General features: G+C 58.5%; 10 protein-coding genes. 4 read left to right on the top strand and 6 right to left on the bottom strand.

The window, feature by feature from the left end; all coding sequences use genetic code 11:
- Positions 1-78: 78 nt before the first annotated feature.
- Positions 79-6,624: a type I polyketide synthase gene (locus EDE05_RS16195; protein ID WP_132411268.1), complete on the bottom strand. Its 6,546-nt coding sequence runs from the start codon at positions 6,622-6,624 to the stop codon at positions 79-81.
- A gap of 308 nt (positions 6,625-6,932) precedes the next feature.
- Here EDE05_RS16195 and EDE05_RS16190 point away from each other — a divergent pair, with 308 nt between their 5' ends.
- On the top strand, positions 6,933-11,543 hold the full coding sequence (locus EDE05_RS16190) for a MupA/Atu3671 family FMN-dependent luciferase-like monooxygenase (RefSeq protein WP_132411266.1): 4,611 nt from the start codon (positions 6,933-6,935) through the stop codon (positions 11,541-11,543).
- A 2-nt stretch (positions 11,544-11,545) separates the two neighbouring features.
- A complete protein-coding gene (locus EDE05_RS16185) occupies positions 11,546-12,196 on the top strand; it encodes a 4'-phosphopantetheinyl transferase superfamily protein (protein ID WP_112800647.1) in 651 nt (216 codons plus the stop codon).
- Between the two features lie 5 nt (positions 12,197-12,201).
- Here the strand turns inward: EDE05_RS16185 and EDE05_RS16180 are convergent, their stop codons facing one another.
- Complete coding sequence (locus EDE05_RS16180) at positions 12,202-13,002, bottom strand: WecB/TagA/CpsF family glycosyltransferase (RefSeq protein WP_162712453.1); 801 nt, start codon at positions 13,000-13,002, stop codon at positions 12,202-12,204.
- A gap of 184 nt (positions 13,003-13,186) precedes the next feature.
- Here EDE05_RS16180 and EDE05_RS16175 point away from each other — a divergent pair, with 184 nt between their 5' ends.
- Positions 13,187-14,485 (top strand): glycosyltransferase family 2 protein, encoded by a 1,299-nt coding sequence (locus EDE05_RS16175; RefSeq protein WP_162712455.1) that lies wholly within the window; start codon positions 13,187-13,189, stop codon positions 14,483-14,485.
- 29 nt (positions 14,486-14,514) lie between these two features.
- Here the strand turns inward: EDE05_RS16175 and EDE05_RS16170 are convergent, their stop codons facing one another.
- Complete coding sequence (locus tag EDE05_RS16170) at positions 14,515-16,062, bottom strand: GMC family oxidoreductase (RefSeq protein ID WP_245519925.1); 1,548 nt, start codon at positions 16,060-16,062, stop codon at positions 14,515-14,517.
- 360 nt (positions 16,063-16,422) lie between these two features.
- On the opposite strand from EDE05_RS16170, the gene EDE05_RS16165 reads away from it, so the two are divergent.
- The gene (locus EDE05_RS16165; protein ID WP_245505146.1) at positions 16,423-17,865 is read left to right on the top strand and encodes an exopolysaccharide biosynthesis polyprenyl glycosylphosphotransferase; all 1,443 of its coding nucleotides are present in this window, start codon (positions 16,423-16,425) and stop codon (positions 17,863-17,865) included.
- A 6-nt stretch (positions 17,866-17,871) separates the two neighbouring features.
- Here the strand turns inward: EDE05_RS16165 and EDE05_RS16160 are convergent, their stop codons facing one another.
- The 3 genes from EDE05_RS16160 to EDE05_RS16150 are packed head-to-tail and all read right to left on the bottom strand — an operon-like array spanning position 17,872 to position 20,995.
- A complete protein-coding gene (locus tag EDE05_RS16160) occupies positions 17,872-19,128 on the bottom strand; it encodes a type III PLP-dependent enzyme (RefSeq protein ID WP_132411262.1) in 1,257 nt (418 codons plus the stop codon).
- Entirely contained in the window at positions 19,128-19,361 is a 234-nt protein-coding gene (locus EDE05_RS16155; RefSeq protein ID WP_105373145.1) for a phosphopantetheine-binding protein, read from the bottom strand. Before EDE05_RS16155 ends, EDE05_RS16160 begins: the two co-directional genes overlap by 1 nt.
- Positions 19,358-20,995 (bottom strand): AMP-binding protein, encoded by a 1,638-nt coding sequence (locus tag EDE05_RS16150; protein ID WP_132411260.1) that lies wholly within the window; start codon positions 20,993-20,995, stop codon positions 19,358-19,360. The genes EDE05_RS16155 and EDE05_RS16150 overlap by 4 nt, the downstream gene beginning before the upstream one ends.
- Positions 20,996-21,020 lie beyond the last annotated feature (25 nt).

Genomic DNA, 21,020 nt, shown 5'->3' with positions numbered 1-21,020 from the left:
TTGCCAGTCACGGGAAGTCACTGCTTCGGCCAAAGGAATCTCCTCGCTCCTTGCACCTGCGGATGCAAAATAGGAGCACTATGCAAGTTCGATGACCTGTTGCGGTTCGACCCGTTCTCCATCGCGGGCGTGTGAGGCATCCGTTCTTATCCCAGAGTTTGCCGCAGCGTCGGCCACGACCGCACGCATCCGCTCCGCGAGGACGCGGACATAGGGATCCAGGACCATGCTGTCGTGATCGCCCGGCACCTCCGAAACCCTCAAGGCGCCGACATGCTCGCTCCAGCCGTTGTCCGGCAGCAGAATGGCGCGGTTCTCCCTGAGACAACGTCCTCCGCTGAGGCGATAGAAGACGGCCGGCTTGGGACGGAAGAGCGTGACAGAACCCGCATACGGCTTTACCTGATACTGGAAGGCAGCTCGTCGGAACGCCATCTCGATCTTCTCGTTGTTGAAATGCTCCGTTGTGCCGACCTGCCGTTCGGCCTCTTGCCTGGCAAGGTTTTCAGCCCGGGAGCGCCGGCGGTCGCGGAGATATTTTCCGAGATAATTCCTCTTGTGGCGGCGGATATCCTGCATTTTCATCACCACCCGGTCTAGGAAGGCCAGTTCCGGCTCCCTCGGCTGGGGCGTATCCAGCATGACCACATGCGCAACCTGTTCGCCCGCCTCCACCAGCTGACGGGCAATCTCATAGGCGGCTATGCCGCCGCCCGAATATCCGGCGAGCAGATACGGCCCATGCGGCTGTACCGTTTTAATCTCGGCGATGTAGTCGGCGGCCATTTCCTCGAAAGTGAGATGCGGCTCGTTGTCCCCGTAGAGCCCGCGTGCCTGGAGTCCGTAGACAGGCCTGTCCGCGCCCATGCACATCGCCAGATGGCGCAGGTTCAAGATGTTGCCGAACATGCCCGCGCAGATGAACAAGGGAGCCGCTTCGGCATTGCGGCCAGGATTCATCAAGACCAGGTGAAGTGGTTTACTCCTCGAAACTTCTGCTGCCTTCGTTTCTGGCCGGACTGTCTCGTTTCCTTGCGGTCGCTCGGCAGCAATGCGTTCGGCACATTGGGCAATGGTAGGCGCTTCGAACAACATCGAGATCGGCAGGTCCAACCCGTATTCCTTCTTGATCATGCGGAAGAGTCGAACTGCGATCAGCGAGTGCCCTCCCACATCGAAGAAGCCGTCGTGAATGCCGATCCTGGCAATGCCGAGAAGTTCGCGCCAATATCCGGCCAGTGTCTCCTCGATCGGATTGCGCGGCGCTACAAATTCACTGTCGAGGTCAGGTCTTTCGAAATTGTCGCCGGTCGGCGCTGCCGGCTCGGCGGTTGCAGCAACCCAGTTCCGCAACAATTCAAGATCGATCGAACTGATGATCGGCTGCGGTTCTGACGTCCCCAGCGCACGCAGAAGTGCTGTGAAGCCCTCTTCGGGGAGGATGCCGTTTCTGACCTGTGTGCCGAGCTTCAACAGAGCCGGGGACGGCGTTGCATGTTTTTTATGAGAAGCCGTTGGCACCTCTGGATGAGATATTCCAAGCGCAACATCGCTTTCCAGCCGACGCATGACGAATCGCTCAGCTTCGAAGACAAGATTGCCCAGCCGATCCATGATCATCACATCGAAGGCGGCATATCCCTCGCCGAGATCGCTGCTGTCGGAGAGGCGGACATGGCTGATGATTTCAGTCGGAAGCCGCTTGTGGAGCACTATTCGTCCATAGGCGGCAGGTGCCCAGAGGCCAGCTGCGGCGGCATAGCCCGCCGCGAGTTCCAACGCGAAACCGGTTGCGATATCCAGGAGCGCCGGATGCAGGACCATGCCTTTCGTTAGATCTTCCGCGAAGCAGGAATCCAAACGCAATTCGGCAAGGGCTTCGCGCTTGTGGATCGCCACCGAGTGAAGAACTGCCCAACGGGGACCAAACCGGATGTGGTTCTCCTGCACGGCCCGCAACGTCTCGTCGCCAACCGCCACGCGCCTTTCCCCAAATGAAAGAGCCAACGCCGGAACATCGACAACGCGAGATTCTTGCACTTCTCGGGGCGTGAGCGTTGCTTCGGCATGCTTGACGAAAAGAGCCGTTTCGCCGCCTTCTGCCGGCCCGGCGACAATGGCGACACGAAAACGCTCCCCGACCGATTCAAGCCGAACCCGCAGGGTCTTGGTGTCTCCGTCGGCGAAGACTAGCGGCTTCAGAAAGACGAGATCTTCCATATCGGCCTGCAACGGCAATCCGTACTCCCGCGCCGCCTGCGCAATCAGTTCGAGATAGCCCGTACCGGGCATCACGGCTTGACCTGAAACCAGCCGGTGTTCGTTCAGCATCCATTCGGTCTGTGGGCTGATCGTTGCCTCGAGCCACGGCGTTCCGGTCTCGTCCTCCGTCCAGTGTTGAAAAAATGGGCCGGACGCCGGCCCGGCAACAGGCCGCACACGGTCTTGATCGACTGCCAGACCCAAGGCGCGGGCCGCAAGCCCGACCTCGTTCCAGACCCCCCAATGAAGGGCGATGGTGGCCCGATCGGTTCGGCGTGACCGGCTTTGCGCAAATGCATTGAGATAGGCGTTTGCGGCAACATAGTCGACTTGGCCGGCTCGCACGACGTCGGTGCTGGTGGACGAGAACATCAGGAAGAAGTCGAGTTTCACATTTTCGAAGGCCGCATCGAGTACTGTGGTGCCGAGCACTTTTGGCGTCAGTACTCTCTCGACTTGATCCCGTGTTTTCGTCTGGATAAGGCCATCATCCACCACGCCGGCTGCATGAAACACGCCGTTGATTTCACCAAAACGAGCAAGCGACGCCTCGACGGCATGCGCCATCTGCTCGGGGTTTCCGACGTCACCTTGGAGATAGAGCACCTCTGCACCCTTTTCCTCCATTGCTCGGATCGCCGAAACCGCCCTTCGGATATTGTCATGGCCATGGGTGCGTTCGTAGAAATCCCACTCTTCACGCGGCGGCAAAGCTATCCGGCCCACTAGGACGAGCCGCGCCTGGAACTGGCTCGCAAGCTTTCCGGCGAGCGCAAGGGCGATCTCACTCAAGCCGCCGGAGACGAAATAGACACCATGCCGGCGGAGCGTTGTCCCCTCCGACGCTATCTCTCTTAATGGCATCCGTTGATGGATTTGGGTCCAGCGACGCCCGTTGCGGTAGGCGACCAGCTCGGACCCGGGCTTGGCATGAAGGTCTTCCCAAAGCTGCTCAACGAGCGAGGTCTCGCCCAACATCCCCTGTCCGGAGCCTTTGCCTTTCCGGCGGGAGAAGAAGCCGGTCTTGCCTTCCCCCCCATCTCGCGGCAGATCGACGTCGATCACCTTGACGGTAACCCCGGCCATCTCCTTGGGCATGACGAGGCCCGGGCCGAGGATCGTGGCTTTCTCCGGATAAGGCAACGGCTCGTCGCCCACCTGATGCATTCCGTTGGTCACGAGCGTGAAGTGAACATCCGCGGTCCCGCCCGCGTCACCCAGGGCTTGAGCGAGGTGCAGCAGGCTGTCGAAACCGCATTCCTGATTACGATGAAAGAAGTTCGAACCGGACCGGAAGGTCTCCTGCTGCGTAAGAAGCCACATATGGACGATACGGGTCGGAAGGTTCTTGTCAGCTGCAAGCCCGGCGATCAATGCGTCATATCCTGATCGCCCGAATTCGGGGCAAAGCATGTACGCTGCTGAACCGTGACGAACGAAGGCGTCGCCCAAAGATACGGTCACGACACGGTGGCCTTCCGAGCGAAGCCGCTCGACCAGCCGAAGGCCAAAACCTCCCTCGTCGAGGAAGAAAAGCCATGATTGGCAATCCTTCTCGTTACCGGGCTCATAGTCTGCCAGTGTCCGCTTCCAGGCGGGACGATACCCCCACCGTTCGATATCCGGCTCCTTGGAGAGAATAGACTCGGCAGCCTGTTGACTATTGCTGACGGCCGCGCGGTCAATGAAGAACCGCCGATGCTGGAACGGATAGGTCGGCAGCCGGACACGTCGGGGAGAACGTCCCTCCCAAATGCGGTCTATGTCGACTTCAATCCCCACGGCCCAGACCCTGCCGACGGCTGAGAGAAAATAAAGTCTGTCGTCCGTATTCTCGTCCGGATGCGGGAGGCTGTTGATGACCTGGTTCGCCGGGACGGAGCCTTGCGCCTTTGTCAGCGACGACAGGACGCGCCCGGGGCCCACCTCGATATAGACCAATCCGGGATCGGCCGAAAGCGTCGCCAATCCGTCAGCAAAATGAACGGTCGAACGAAGGTGACCGACCCAATACATCGGGTCGGTCGCCTCTTCGGCGCTGAGCGGCAAGCCCGTACGATTCGATAGGATCGGGATTGTCGGAGCGCGAAGAGCAATACTACGAAGAAAGGTCTCGAACGGCTTGAGAATGGGGTCGACCAGACGGGAATGCGCGGCGATGTTGATGGGAACGCGTGTCGCATCGATACCCTGTTTCGCCAAAGTTTCCCGAAACGCTTCGAGATCCTCATTGAGGCCGGAAACGACGCAGAGCGACGGAGCATTGATCGAGGCCACGTCAAGCGACGGCGGCCGGAGTTCTGCGAGCCTTTCCCGATCGATCGGCACGCTGAGCATACCGCTCGGACGAATTGTCTCGAACAGCTGGCCGCGCAGATGCACGAGGTGCACCGCATCCTGGAACGACATCACGCCCGCCACGCATGCCGCAGCGTTCTCGCCCATGGAATGGCCGATCAGAGCCTTTGGCTTGACGCCCCACTCCATCCACAACCGAGCCAGGCCGATCTCCGCAATCAGGATCGCCGGGAGCTGGAGCGAGGGGCGAAGGAAGGCTTCCGCTGCGGCGGGGCTCCCCTCCACCAGCCAAGTTTTCCGGATCCGGGCCGCCACATCGGCTGGCAGGTAGGAAAGGCCTTCATCGACCGTCGAGCGAAATTTCGGATCTTCCGAATAGAGCCGTTTCGCCATGCCGACATATTGGACGCCGCCACCAGGGAAAAGGAACACGGTGCCGGATTGGGCCGGTACATGCTGATGAACAAAACCTCGGCTCGCCGCATTTGAAAGCGCCGTTATGGCATCCTGCCGATTGCGGACAGCAAGCACCATGCGATGATCGAAGTGCCTGCGGCCATGGCGCAGGGTGTAACTGATGTCGTCCAGCGAAATATCCGGCTGGCTCGATATTGTAGAAGCAAGCCGCTCAGTCATTGCATCAAGCGTCTTGCGCTGACGGGCGGAAAGAAACAGGAGCAGCGGATCCGCGTCGTCCGCCTGGGAACCCACCGTCTCGCTTGCGGGCACGTAGCGGCACGGAGCCTGCTCCAATATGGCGTGGGCATTTGTGCCGCCCACGCCGAGAGAGTTCACAGCGGCGCGGCGCGGCCCCGATATCTGAGGCCATTTCAGCAGCTTGCTGTTGACCCGGAAGGGGCTTCTCTCAAAGTCGATGGATGGGTTTGGGCGCTCGAAGCCAAGCGTCGGCGGGATTTCACCATGCTTGATCGCCAGAACTGCCTTGATGAGGCCAACGACGCCGGCGGCAGTGTCCAGATGGCCAATATTCGATTTGACCGACCCGACATGGCAGAAACCTGTTTTGTCGGTGCTCTGGCGGAAAGCCGCGGTCAAAGCCTCGATCTCGATCGGGTCTCCCAGGAAGGTACCCGTACCGTGACACTCCACATATTGGATCGTCTCCGCCGCAACGCCGGCCAACCCATGGGCTTCAAGCACAGCCTCAGCCTGCCCGCTGACGCTGGGCGCCAGGTAGCCGGCCTTGCTGTTTCCGTCATTGTTGACCGCGGTTCCTTTGATGACGGCGTGGATGACATCTCCATCGCGCAAGGCATCGGAAAGTCGACGCAGAACCACGACCCCGACGCCACTCCCGAATACGGTTCCGGCTGCTCGGTGATCGAACGCGCGGCAGTGTCCATCCGGCGAGAGAATTTCTCCCTCTTGGAACAGGTACCCGTGTCGATGCGGAAACTCGATTGTCACGCCACCGGCGAGTGCCATGTCGCATTCACCGGAGATGAGGCTCTGGCAGGCGTAGTGCGTGGCGACGAGCGAGGTCGAACAAGCTGTCTGCACATTCACACTCGGACCGCGTAAATCAAAGGTGAAGGATGCCCTCGTAGCGAGAAAATCCTTGTCGTTGCCGGTATGGCGCAGCAGGAACATGCCCACCTGATCGACAAGATTGCGATTGCTGCAGACGTTGAAGAAAAAATAGCTACCCATGCCACAACCGGCAAAAATGCCGACCGGACCGGAGTGGGCATGCGGGGTGGGGGTCCGGCCGGCATCCTCCATGGCCTCCCAGGCGCATTCCAGAAACTGGCGATGCTGAGGGTCCATGATAGCGGCTTCCTTCGGGTTCAGACCGAAGAATTCTGCATCGAACATTTCCATGTCGGGAAGCTCAGCGCCGCGGGGCACGTAGTTGGGATGATGGATGCGCCCGGGATCTTCTCCGGCGGCCACCAGTTCTTCCGGTGAATACGTGCGGATGGATTCCACTCCACCTCGCAGGTTCTTCCAGAACTCATCTACATTTCGGGCGCCCGGTACTCTCAAAGCCATGCCGACAATTGCTATATCGCCAGCTGAGATCTGGTTGGCCCCTTCAAGCATCGATAACGCCCCACCCCGGATGAACGCGGCCCGAGGATGTCATGCAATGACCCATGGGCTATGTTCCACTTCCCTTCAAAAATGTCCGCGAGCGTCCACTCGCCATGTTCAGTGTGCTGCCAGCGCTGACGCAATCGCAATTACGTCTTTGGGAGCCGGCATCATTCAAAAGACGGAGGTGCCGATGCCCCCTGCAATTCAAGCTTAGTCGCGATCATCCGGATGGCTGGCCCGGCGCATGTTGAAATTTGTACCGCCCCCCGGTTCTATCGGAGTTCCTTCGACACAACAGAGCGGGGATGAGCTTCATGGGCGAGTTAACATGTGTTCTGATCGGTGACGGGTCGTTGCTCGTCCAATGCGCCGAGATCCTTAAGGCGCGCGGGCACAGGGTTCAGGCAATCGTCACATCAAGCGGACCGGTCAGACGATGGGCCGAAGTTGAGGAGGTTCCCGCTGTCAGCCTCCAAAGCGACTACGCTTCCAGCCTCGCCGATATCTCGTACGACTGGCTTTTCAGCATTGCCAATCTGACCATTGTTCCCCGTCCGGTTTGGCAACACGCCCGCTGCGGTGCCGCGAACTTCCATGATGGCCTGCTGCCCCAGATGGCAGGGCTCAACACGCCCGCCTGGGCGATTTTGGAAGGTCACGACCATCACGGCGTCACCTGGCATGCGATCAATGAAGGGATCGACGAGGGCGATATCTATGCCCAGCAGGGCTTCGATATATCCGGCGACGACACCGCGCTGACACTGAATACCAAGTGTTTCGAAGCCGGCATCGCAACTTTTTCCACGATGCTCGATGAAATCGAGCGCGGCGGTTTGACACCGCGCCGGCAGGATTTCGGCACCCGCGTCTATTATGAACGCCTCAAGCGCCCGGCTGGGGCCGCAACCCTTGATTTTTCTTCGTCCGCAAAGGCTCTTTCCCGCCTTGTGCGGGGTTTGGACTTCGGAAGCGGATATCTGAATCCGCTCGCCACGCCTAAGGTTCGTCTCGGGGACGAGGTCTTCACCGTCGCCCATTTCCGCGTGCTCGAAGGAGAGATGAACGGTGAGCCCGGGCTTGTCATGTCGGTCGGCGCGCACGGTGTCACGGTGGGAACCGGCGACGTACCCGTCCTGCTGGAAGGATTCCGGAAAACCGCCGCAGACAGAATTGCGCTTTCCTCAGTATTACGCCCCGGCGATCGGTTACTTGTTCCCGGAGAACCAGAAACGATTGCGCTCTCGCAGACAGTGGCGGATCTCTCGCGGCATGAAGGCTTCTTTCTCCGGGCGCTTGAAACCTCAATCGACCTCTCCCTGCCCCAGGTCAAGGCATCGGAGCAGGCGCCCGATATTCGCTTGAAGTCCCTCTCTCTTCCGATTGGGCTTGCGAGGAATGAACGAGTGGCACTCCTTCTGGCCTTCCTGGCGCGTTTTTCCGGACAGCCGGCTTTCAATGTCGCTTATCAGGATGATGGTCTCGCAGATCTCTCAAAACGCCATCCCGGCTATTTCGCCCAGTCGGTGCCGTTGCATATCGATACTGCGGACCACCGGACAACCGATGACTTGACGGGAGAGCTCGATCGAAAACTGACCGAGATCGGTAAACGCAAGGGTTACTGCCGTGACCTCCCCGATCGTTATCCAGGCATTGTCACCGCGGATCTAACGATTGGTATCATGAACACAACCGATCCAAGCCAGGGCGGAGCGATATCGGGGTGTGCCCTGACTTTTTGCCTGCGCGAGAACGGCACCGACCTCCACTACGATCGGACGCGCATCGACGACCGGCAAGTGGAGGATCTGGCAAAGGCCCTGCACGTTTTGGCCGGCGCCTTCAAGACCGGCGCAATACTGCAGGATCTGCCTTTGATGTCGGATGAAGACGCGAAGATCATCCTCTACGACTGGAACAAGACGGAGCGGGAATACGAAACGACAGCCTGTGTCCACGAACTCATCGAACGTCAGGTCGAGCGCACGCCTGGCGCGGAAGCTATTGCGTTTCGCGGCCGCACGCTGACCTATCGTGAAATGGACGAGCGCGCGAACCGGATTGCGCAGGCACTCATTGCGCAGGGCGTTGGGCCGGATATCAGCGTCGGTCTTTATCTGCCGCGATCCGTGGACCTCGTTGTCGGCGCTCTGGCCATCATGAAGGCCGGGGGTGCCTATATTCCTCTCGATCCGCATTTTCCAGCTGACCGGCTGGCATTCATGATCAAGGATAGCGGTGCGAAGCTCGTCCTGACGGAACGGAGCCTGGCAAAGTCGCCAATTCTCGCCGAGGCCAGCTTTCTCTGCGTCGACGACATTCTCAGAAGCAAGGCATCTGCGGAACGTCCGACGAGTGGAGTTGCTTCAAACAATCTCGCCTATGTCATCTATACCTCAGGTTCGACCGGCCTGCCGAAAGGCGTGATGATCGAACATCGAAACGTCGTCAATTTCTTCATAGGTATGGACGAACGGGTTCCGCGTGAGACGGACAGGCAGAATGTCTGGCTCGCTGTCACCAGCCTTTCCTTCGACATCTCCGTGCTGGAGCTTTTCTGGACTCTTGCTCGCGGCTTCAAGGTGGTGATCCATTCGTCCGAGGTGATCGAGGCCAAGGCGCGAGGCGCAACCGTTTCGGGAAGAACCGCCAATCTCGATTTTGGCTTGTTCTATTGGGGGAACGATGGCGGAGCCGGCCCTGAGAAATACCGGCTGCTCCTCGAGGGAGCAAAATTTGCCGATGCCAACGGCTTCGATTCCATTTGGACGCCGGAACGGCATTTCCACGCATTCGGCGGCCCTTATCCGAACCCTGCCGTGACCGGCGCGGCCGTCGCCGCTGTCACCAAAAATCTTTCGATCCGCGCCGGCAGCTGCGTCTTGCCGCTTCATCACCCCGTGCGTGTGGCCGAGGAATGGGCCATCATCGACAATCTCAGCAATGGCCGGGTCGCTCTTGCCTTCGCCTCGGGCTGGATGCCGGAAGATTTCGTGCTGCGGCCGGAAAATGCCCCTCCGAAGAACAAGGCAAGCCTGATGCGCGACATCGAAACCGTCCGCAAATTGTGGCGGGGCGACAAGGTGGATTTTGACTTCGGCGGCGGCATGGCGGGCGTCGTTACCCAGCCCCGGCCCGTTCAAAAGGAACTCCCCGTCTGGCTGACGACGGCCGGCAACCCGGAGACCTATCGGGAGGCTGCGAGGCTCGGCGCCAATGTTTTGACGCACCTGCTCGGGCAGTCGGTCGAGGAACTGGCCGAGAAGATCCGGATATACAGGGAGACGCTTGTTGAGGTCGGACGCGATCCGAGCCACTACAAGGTGACGCTGATGCTTCACACGCTTCTCGGAAACGAGCGGGAAGAGGTACGGGAGTTGGCCCGCGGCCCGATGAAAGACTATCTGCGCAGTGCTGCCGCTCTGATCAAGCAATACGCATGGGCATTCCCGGCCTTCAAGAAACCGCAGGGCGTCGCCCAGCCGATGGACATTGATCTGCAGTCGCTCGCCCCGGATGAGATGGACGCCATCCTGGAATTTGCTTTCCTTCGTTATTTTGAAGACAGCGGCCTCTTCGGAACCGTCGAGGACGCACTGGAACGATTGGCGGAGGTCGGCGCAATTGGCGTCGACGAGATCGCCTGCCTCATCGATTTCGGCCTGCCTGATGAGACCGTTCTGGGACGGCTTCCGTTACTGTCGGAAGTTGTGAAAGCCAGCAAGAAACCTGCAGGCGATGACCCCGTCGAGAGCTTCGCCGAGGCGATCCGCAAGCACAGAGTTACGCATCTGCAGTGCACACCGTCGATGGCGCGTATGTTCATGATGGTCGATGAAGACCGGGCAGCGCTGAGTGACATCAGCCACGTCTTCTTGGGCGGCGAAGCGTTGCAGGGGTCGCTTCTCGCGGCCCTGAGAACGGTCACGGATGCAACCATTGAAAACATGTACGGCCCGACAGAGACTACTATATGGTCCTCGACATTTACCGCCGGGCCCTCAACAGGCATCGTTCCCATCGGCCGTGCGATTGCTAACACCCAACTCTACGTCCTCGATGGCGCGCTGAGGCCGGTTCCGCCGGGTGATATCGGCGAGCTTTATATCGGCGGCGACGGCGTCGCGAGGGGATACTTAAACCGCGAGCAGCTGACCAACGAGCGCTTCCTAGCAAACCCCTTTGCGGAAGGCCGGATATACCGGACGGGCGATCTTGCCCGTTTCGACCGAGATGGGACCCTCCACTTCCTCGGTCGAACGGATCACCAGGTCAAGATTCGCGGTCACCGCATCGAACTCGGCGAGATCGAAGCCCGGATTGCGACATTCCCCGGCATCCGGGAAACCGTCGTCGTGGCCCGCAAGGACACTCCAGGCGATGTTCGCCTTGTCGCTTACATCAGAACCGACGGAGAAGAAGTCTGCGGACAGAGTTTGCGGGCTCATGTTGCGGAAGCGCTGCCCGATGTGATGGTTCCCTCGCATGTCGTCACGATGGAGGCGTTTCCGCTGACGCCAAACGCCAAAGTAGATCGCAACAGGCTACCTCCCCCCGTGGAAAAGGTTTCCTCGCCCGTCGTCACGTTCATCGAGCCGTCCAACAACCTGCAGCGCGAGATCAGCGAAGTGTTCGGCCGGGCCCTCGGCCTGGAGAAGGTCGGCATATTCGATAACTTCTTTGCTCTGGGCGGGCATTCGCTTCTCGCGGTACAGGTGCATCGGGAGATGAAGGCCAGGCTCGCGCCGGACCTGACGATTACCGACCTCTTCCGTTTCCCGACGGTCGCCCTCCTGGCCGAGCACATCTCCGGCAAGGGGAAAGCTCAATCGCAATTGAGCAAGGTGGCCGAACGAGCCGCACTGCGCAGAAACATGATCGACCGGCGCCTTACCGTGCTCGGCGCGGACACGAAAGTCTAGCGATGCTGCTCAAAGGCATATTTGATGCTTCTGTCTCGGTAGCGGAATCGACTCTCAGCGAAGACACCGCAACGCTTTATCCGGAAGAGCGGGTGGCAATGGTCGGCGCGTTCAAACGCCGGCTGCGGGAATTTACCGCCGGCCGTTCCTGCGCCCGAGAGGCCATGAGACAATTGGGATTGCCCGAAATGGCGATACCCATCGGGCCCGATCGCGCGCCGATCTGGCCGCTCGGCATTACCGGAAGCATCAGCCACTCGTCGACCCGGTGCGCCGCCGCCGTCGCGCGGCATTCGGATGGCATCAAGGCCGTCGGTCTGGACGTGGAAGAGGAAACGCCGCTTGATGATTTTTTTGCAGAGGAGATTTGTACATCACGCGAGCGCGATTGGCTGGATCAGCAACCCTCGAGCAAACGCGGCAAGCTGCTGAAAGCAATTTTCAGTGCAAAAGAATGCACCTATAAATGTCAGTATCAGCTTACAAGAAGGATGTTCGGGTTTGAGGCGGTGCACATCGAACTAAGCCTCGCAGAGGAGGCATTTGCGGCATATTTCGACCACGAGGTTCCGCCTTTCCGGCTCGCCGATCGCCTGCGCGGAAGCATCAGATTCCATGAGGGCCACGTCGTCACCGGCATGATTGTCCGTTAGCCGCCTCAGTACGGACCAAGCCGCGGCCCTCGTCCAGTCACCTCATGATAGAAAAGAGTTACCAGCGGCAGAACTGCGTGGGCATATCTCCGCCACAACCTCTTTGGATCGGTCGTAAGTCTGTGCAGCCATTCGAGGCCGAGATGCTGCATCCAGATCGGCGCCCGTTTTTTTGTCCCGACGAGAAACTCCAGAGATGCGCCGACGCATAGTCCGATGCCCCGCGCGTCTGGATGACGCGACAGTTCATAAGCTATCTTCTCCGCCTGGGGAGAACCGATTGCGATAAAGACAAACCGTGCTTCGGCGCGAGCGGCAAAATCGACGCACGCTTGCAGAGCATCCTCATTGTTCCACAGCCCCTGGGGCGGCAGATGAGCACGAAACCTTACTTTGGGATACCGGAGACGAATGTCGCGCACGACGGCGTCATCGGAAGCTATCAGCGTTATCAAGTCGCCATCTCGAATAACCGAGTTGAAGATGCTCGCTGTAAGATCGGATCCGGTAACGACAGGCAATCTCAGGAAAAGCAACCGTGCAAGTCCGGCGATTGGGCGGCTATCGCAGACCGAAAGCCACGCCTGCTGGTAATAACGCCTGATTTGCGCATTTCCTCGCAGTCGAACCACATGATCGACGTTGGGTGTCACAACGTAGCGAAACCCTGTTTCCGGGCCGCTGTTGGCTACAAAGTCCAACACAGCAGCAGGCGTCATAAGATCGAACGGGGCGCCTAGAAAGCTACGCCTGCCGCTCCTGGCAGGACGCTGCATTTCATATGGCGCTGCTTCAATTACAGCCATGAATCTAGCCCCCTCTAACCCTCAACTCCACACAGACCATCAGCCAACCGGACTAATCCGTTTGATCTAAATGCTTGGTTTTATTGGATAAACAGTATCTTCTACGGCCATGAAGGCTCAATTGGCCCAATCCCATCAAATGGGTGTAGGACCGCTGCGAGCCTTATCTGCCAGCCTAAAAAGGATGAGGCCGCTTTCGTTCAAACGTCGTAGTCCGGACGAACTCACGCGTTGCGCCTTTGGACTATTATGGCTCCGAGATGCCAGCGGGGGCGAAGCCATGTCGCAGTACGTATTGAATTCCTTAGCTATCTTATTGTCGGTAGTCCTTCTGATTCCCACTGCAGTGCTTGCGGTCGAGTGTTTCGCCAGCAGCCTCCGAGTGCAACGGAAATTGCGGCAACGGGGAACAGTGAGGCCGACGGTCGGGATTATTGTGCCCGCTCATAACGAAGAACTGCAAATCCTGGACGCAGTACAAAATATCAAAAGACAGATGCACAAAGGGGATCGGCTGGTAGTGGTGGCTGACAATTGCAGCGACCTGACTGCGTCCCTGGCCCGCGATGCCGAAGTTGAGGTGATCGAACGTTTCGATGCGGACCATCGCGGCAAGGGTTATGCGCTTGCTGCTGCAATCCGGTATCTGGCCGAAGCGCCGCCCGAGGTTGCCGTCGTGATCGATGCAGACTGCTGGCTGGAGCCGGGAGCACTGGATGAACTGGCCTACATGACCGCCGCGACAAACCGGCCTTCGCAGTCCCGCTATCTGATGATCGCACCGCACAATGCAGGCATAAATCTTGCCGTCTCCGAATTCGCTTTTCTTCTCAAGAACCGCATCAGGCTTCTTGGACTCTCAAAGCTCGGCCTTCCGGCGCAGCTGACCGGATCCGGCATGGCGTTTCCCTGGACCATATTGCAGAACGCGCAACTTGCGAACGGCAACCTGGTGGAGGACATGAAACTCGGCTTGGACCTGGCCTGCACGGGCCATGCGGCCCTCTTCTGCGATGCGGCTGTCGTCAAGAGCACGTTTCCCTATTCCAGGGACGGCCTGCGCGCCCAGGCATCGCGTTGGGATACCGGGCGCTTCGCCCTCACCCGGTCGCTGCTTTCGGCATTGACCTGCGCCAGCACTTTCAGAAAGAAAGATTATATTGCGTTGGTAGTGGATGCCCTCGTACCTCCCCTGACTTTGCAGGCGGCGCTTCTTTTCCTGGCGCTCGTCGCAAGCGCCGGCCTGGCAACATCAGGCATGCTCAACTTTCCACTTTTGATCTGCATAGCAAATGTCCTGATCTTCGGCATGACGCTGATCGTGATCTGGTGGCTTCACGGAAGAACGGTGCTTCCGTTACGCACCATGATCCAGATCCCCGGCTATGTAGCAGACAAACTGAGGCTCTATCCCCGTCACATCTTTGCACCGGTGAGCACCCAATGGGTTAGAACTGACCGAAACCGGCCGACGGGCATGTGACGAGATCCCGCACGGATACCGAAGCCATTTCAGCAAGGTGTGGGAGAAATCTCGTCGTCTCCCGACTTCGCATCCACCTTCAAAAGTTCATCGGCAATATGCGCGCCGACTCGTAACGCGTTTGCCGCTACCGTCAAGCTCGGATTGGCTCCCCCGCTCGTCGGGAAGAAAGAGGCGTCGACCACATAGAGATTTGGGAGGTCGTGGGTTCGATTGTTGGCGTCGACGACCCCATTCGAGGGTTCGGCACCAAAACGGCAGGTCCCACAGGCATGGCCATAGTTCAGATTGACCTCCGGGCCCAGGATCATCATCCGGTGCCGCTTGAATGCCCGGCGATAGTGACGGCGGAATGCCTGAATCCGCTGGCGCAGCTCCTCGTGAATTGTGTACTCGAAAAAGATGCCGTTCGGCTCTCGAGGATCGGGTTTCACGCGGTTTTCCGGATAGGGGAGATCCTCCATTATCGACGCGAATATCGTCGCCTTGCCGGATATCAGGGCTCCGATCATTGCGGGAATGCGAAGGAAAGGCTTGAGTGGCTTGAACCAGATCCAACCGTTGCGATCGATCGCGGATTTCAGAAAATGGAGAACATTATTCGCAGTGGCTGTCAGACCCGTTGACTGGATGACACCAAATTTCGTTCCGTCATGTTCATAGAAATCACGAAGGGCGATAGATTTCCCCGGCGCCGAGACGCGCGTCAGGCCACGTGGCCAGACCGCAAAGAAATCCGAAACATGGAACATCAGACAGCGTCCCACCATATCGGATGTGTTGGCCACGCCGTTTGGCCAAAATTCGCTGGTGGAATTGAGAAGAAGCAAGGGCGTCGATAGTGCTCCGGCTGCCAAAACATAGAATTTGGCCGCGATCGTGACAGCTTCACCGTCTTTCCGACAGGACAGGGCTGTGACCGAATCCCCGTTGGCTTCGACCTTTTCAACGCTGCACTGGTCCAGGATGGTAACATTGCCTGTCGCGACAGCTGGTTCAATGAATGCACGCCGCGCATCGAACTTGCAGGATTTGTGACAAATAGAACCGCCGCAATTGCCGCAGTCTTCAATATACCGACATGCGGTATGGACTCGATAGGGATGCATGCCATTCGACTGGGTCGAATCGAAGAAGTGCTGATCGCATCTGGTCATCACCGGAGGTTCGACGAGATGCGATCTCGGTTGCAGCGGATCCTGAGTGCCTCGGACCTGCAAAAGATGCTCCGCCATTTGGTAATAGGGTTCGAGAGTTCTGTAGTCCGTGGGCCAGATGGGCCGGCCAAGATCCTCGCCGGACTTGAAATCGGTGGGCGAAAAACGTTCCAGCGCTGCAGAATAGAGAAGCGTCGAACCGCCGAGACCGCATCCAAGGGCGGGAAAAAAGCGGACCGAACGGGCATTGACCGAACCCGTTATCTGGTGTGGCCATCGTCCGTTCCGCAGGCGTCTCGCCTCGTCGAACGTATCCGGATCGTCGTCATCGTCTTGCGAAAACTCCGCAAGACCTTTCTCGATGAGCAGCACCCGATGTCCTGCTGTGGCCAATGCATAACCGACTGCCGCGCCACCCATCCCTGCGCCGACAATGGCAACGTCCCATTCGAACTCCATTACGCCCCCAACACAATCAGAGCTAAGCCGAAGGCCTATCAACCGCCTGATCCCCATCGGCGGCAAAGGCCAGCGCTGCTATCGAATAACCCGAAGTAAAGTGAGTATAATTACAGATATTCCACAATATAAAATGAAACTCGTGTAAACGTTGAAATTCGTTCGCATGGTTGCGCGAGCGAATGATCGCTCACTTCAATATAACTATATACAGTTTCCTTCATACAAAAAGTAGATAATAGGGACATCATGCTTAGGAGGTATCCTGCCCCCGTTGCCGAGCTTCTTCCCTCAGCTATACTTTCTGGCTGGGGGCTCAAGATGATGTTCACGCAAACCGAACCAACTGTAGGCAGGTACGACACGCCGCTTGAGCAGCCGCGTCAGCGGAGTGGCCTCGAATATCGCAGCATTGCCTACGTCGCCGCAGTTGCGGATTTCATTTATCTCCTCGGTGCATGGGCAATTGGTTTCACGGGTTATCAATATGTAGCTTTCGGTTCAGCACCCGACCCGTCGCTTTTCATCGGGCTCGGGCTCGTCATGTCGACTATTTTCCTGCTTGCCATGCACAGCGCCCAAGCCTACAGCCCCGAAAGCATACAACTCCTCAGGCCGCAGATCCGGCTGATCTGCATCCTGGTTCCGAGCACATTTGCCTTCCTGCTGACGGTAATCTTCTTCCTGAAGATTGGTGAAAACTACTCGCGCGGAGCAATGCTCATTACAGCGGTGATCGTACTTGCGGGTCTGATCTCGATGCGCTGCTTCTGGCACTGGTATCTGCCATCGGCTGCCGCTGCAGCCTACTTTAGAATGAGGCGCGTCCTCCTGGTCTGCAACGAGGATTTCCCGGTCGAGCATTGGCAGTATGAAGCCATGGCGAGCGGCATGACCCTCGTTCAGATCCTGCATCTGTCCGGCGACAGCCTGCTCTCCCCAAGCGCCTTGGAACGGTTGTGGCAAAGCGAAGCTGAGCATCTTGACGAGGTTTTTATCGTCTGGCGTGACCCGAATGTCGCCAACCTGGAGCTTTATCTCAACGAACTCCGGCGCTCGGTATTGCCCGTCAACGTCATCTTCGACGGTGTGGTTGGCCGGCTGACCAATGCTCCCGCCCGCAAGATCGGCAGCATGACTGCCTTCCAGACGCAACGCCCGCCGCTCAGCCTCTACGAACGTGGCACGAAGAGAGCCTTCGATATCGCCTTCTCTCTCTTCGCCATCGTTTCACTGCTTCCGCTTCTGATGGTGGTGGCGATCGCCATTAAGCTGGATTCCAAGGGGCCCATCCTCTTCAGACAGGTTCGCAAAGGATATGGCGGCCGGTCTTTCCGCATTCTCAAGTTCCGCAGCATGACAGTAATGGAAGACACCGACGACATTCGCCAGGCTACCAGAAATGATCCACGGGTAACCCGAATTGGTGCAGTCATCCGCACATTGAGCATTGATGAACTGCCGCAATTTTGGAACGTCCTCCGAGGTGAAATGTCGATCGTCGGCCCGCGTCCGCATGCGCTGGCCCATGACGCCCTATACGACTCGCTGATCGCCAAATACGCCTACCGGCGGCATGTCAAACCGGGATTGACGGGATGGGCTCAGATCAACAACTGCCGGGGTGAGACCCCTAATATCGAAAAGATGGAAGAGCGTATCTTCCATGATCTCTGGTATATCAACAACTGGTCATTTTGGCTGGACATGAAGATTGTCGTCCGGACGTCGATCCAGATCTGGGACACGGGAAAAGCGTACTGACGGAGGTTAGATCGGCGGTGAGCCGGCAGCCAACGGCAAGGCGGGAATATAGGTTATGTCCCGCAGACCGCCGGCCTCCGCCATAACCTCGCACGGCGGTGCGTGGCTGATGAAATGGATGGGACTGGCCGTCAGTCCGTAGGCACCGCTGTTGTGTACGGCAACCAGATCGCCCTCCTCTATCCGAGGCAGCACGACACCGATCGCCAGCCGGTCGATAGAGGTGCAGAGAGGCCCGACGAGATTGATTTTTTCCGGCTCGCCATAACCTCCCACCTTATGCATCGCGTAGTTGCGGTGCATGACCATTCCGAAATGGCCGGAGGCAGGCAGATGATTGTTCATCCCACCGTCGCAGATGCCGATCCTCACACCACGGGACTCCTTGATGGCGATGACACGCGTCAGGAAATACCCGGCTTCGCCGATCAGATAGCGTCCGAGCTCGAGTACCAGCCGCGTATCTGCAAACCGTGGCTGCGAGGTGAATGCGTCGAGATCGGTGGAAATGCCGGCAACGACGGCGCCAAGATCAAGCGGGAGATCCCCGTCGTGATATGGAATACCAAGTCCGGATCCGAAAATCAGCTTTTCCGGGGGCGGGAGGCCAGTCTCGTAAGCCTCACCGAATAACTGGAGAAAGTTGCGGTAATTTTCGCAGACCGCTTCCGCCTTCAGGCATTGCGTGCCCGAATAGATATGAAGGCCGACGATCTGCAGATTGGCCAACTTTGCGATCTTTGGAATCTGTTCCGCCGCGACTTCCCAATCTATCCCGAAAGCCGAAGGCCGGCCGGCCATCTGATCGCCAAACCCCTTGGGGACAGACGGAGGCGCGATGCGGATGAGAACACGTTGGACACGGCCGAGCTTCCGCGCCGCCTCATCCGCCAAAACGGCTTCGCGGAGCGATTCCAAAATCAGCTCACCCACGCCGCCTTCGATTGCTTCCCTGATCTCAAAGCCGCGCTTCCCGGGACCGGTGAAACTGATCCTCTCCGGGAGCCACCCTGCGGCAAGCGCCGTTCTGAACTCGCCGATCGAGGAGACATCGAGGAACTCCACGTGATGCCGCATGAAATCGAGCACAGCCGGATTGGGATTGCTTTTGGCGGCGAAACTCAACGCGAAACGGTCGCCGAACGCAGCCCGCAGCATGGCTGCCCGTTGTTCGATAGCCGACGCGACATAGACATAGGAAGGCGTGCCGAACGTCTCGGCCGCATTTTGTAGCCAGAAATCCAGCGACGAAGAGTAATCCATCAAGCGCTGGCTTCGGCAAAGCGCAGAATGCGGTCGGGCGTATCGAAGTTCTCGAGCGTCACGTCTTCGGCACGGATCGAAATTCCGGTCGATTGCTCGATGAAGGCCAGAAGGTTCACCATCGAGACCGAGTCGAGCAGGCCGGAGGAAAACAACTCGCTTTCCCGGTCGGCATCATTGATGCTCAGAGAGTCCCGCAGGTATCCGATCAATGCCCCATAGGTAAGGCTCATCGCACATTCTCCTCAGTCTGATTCCTGTTGATCCTGGCTTTGGAAGTACCGGTGGCCGGAACGCCGCCGCCACAACTCATCCATTCGCGACAAAGACGCACAACGTCGGGCCGGGCAATTTTTCCGCTGGATGTCCGCGGCATGCTCTCCGGCCAGATGTGGAAGCGGCGCGGAACCATGTAGGACGGCATAGCCCGCCGACAGTAGAGAAGCAGCGCTTCCTCATCAAAATTGCCGACCGGAAGGATAGCCACATGCACGGCCTGGCCGAGATCTTCATGCTCCACGCCAAAGGCGACCGCCTCCGCGATTACACCGCTGCGGCAGACAAGATCCTCGATCTCATCGGGGCTGACGCGAAAGCCGTTCGTCTTGATCATCGCATCATTACGGCCGATAAACCAGAGATCACCGTCGGCATCGACCCTGACGATGTCCCCGCTGTAGACGACGGGTTCGTCTCCGATCAGGTGCCAGAGCTCCGGACACGGCCTTATTTTCTGCTCCGTCACCTCCGGTTTGCCCCAATAACCAAGGCTCACGAGTGGACCCCGGTGGACGAGTTCGCCCTGTTCGCCGGGATGGGCAATACCTTCGCCATGTTTGATGACATAGACTTCGGCACCAGGGATAGCCTGGCCGATGGCACCCATCTTGCGTTGAAATTTTTCCGGAGACAGATAGGTGGACCGGAAAGCCTCGGTCAGCCCATACATCAGATAAACATCCACATCGGGAAATAGCCGCGGGATTTGCTGCAGGATGTTGAGCGAAATTTTCCCGCCGGAATTCGTAATCCGGCGCAACGCGGGGAATTCTGTCGGCGTTTCCGCCAGCAAACGCACGATCTGGCTCCACAGCGGCGGCACTGCGGCCACCCCTGTTACGCGATGCTTCTGCATCGTCCGGACGATCTCCGCTGCCATCGGCACAGCCTGATGCACCACCGTACCGCCCATGAGCATCATCGTCGTAAGCTGGTTCAGGCCATAGTCGAAACTGTAGGGCAGAACGCTGAGCAGACGGTCGTCTTCCCTCAACTCCAGATAGCGGGCCACGGATCGGGCGCCGGCTATGATGTTGCGGTGGGTGAGCATCACGCCCTTGGGCATGCCTGTGGAACCGGACGTGTAAATGATCATCGCAAGTTCCGTATCGAGACGCGGCACCTCGTCGCCCGAGAGGTCTTCTGGAAGATGATCCCATATATCGAACCCGGTTTCTGCCGACAGCTTACCTCTGACCAGGACGCTCTCTACCGTTTTCGAAACCCTACGTGATGCCAGCGCTTCCGCCACCCTTGCCTCAACGATCATCACGCGCGCACCGCAGTCGGCGGCCACATAGTCGAGCTGCTCGACAGTCCACTGGGTATTCACATTGACGATGACGGCTCCGACCTTCGCGATCGCGAACATGGCGGTAACTTCGGCGATACTCTTGCGAAGATGCACGATCACTCGGTCGCCCGGCCGGATATTCCGGCTTTGAAGGTAGCCCGCCAGCCGATCCACCTCGGCCGCGATTGCGGCATAGCTCGCAGCCCGATGCCCATCGATGATTGCCGGCTTGCCCGGTCGCACATCCAGGTTGTCTGCCAGGAGCTGATAGAAGTTGGTGGTCAGTGCATTCATGGCCATTCCTCCGACAGGGCCGCTT

This window comes from Neorhizobium sp. R1-B (assembly GCF_004368875.1).
In the GTDB taxonomy this organism is placed as follows: domain Bacteria; phylum Pseudomonadota; class Alphaproteobacteria; order Rhizobiales; family Rhizobiaceae; genus Neorhizobium; species Neorhizobium huautlense.
This window is presented reverse-complemented; position numbering and strand designations above follow the sequence as displayed.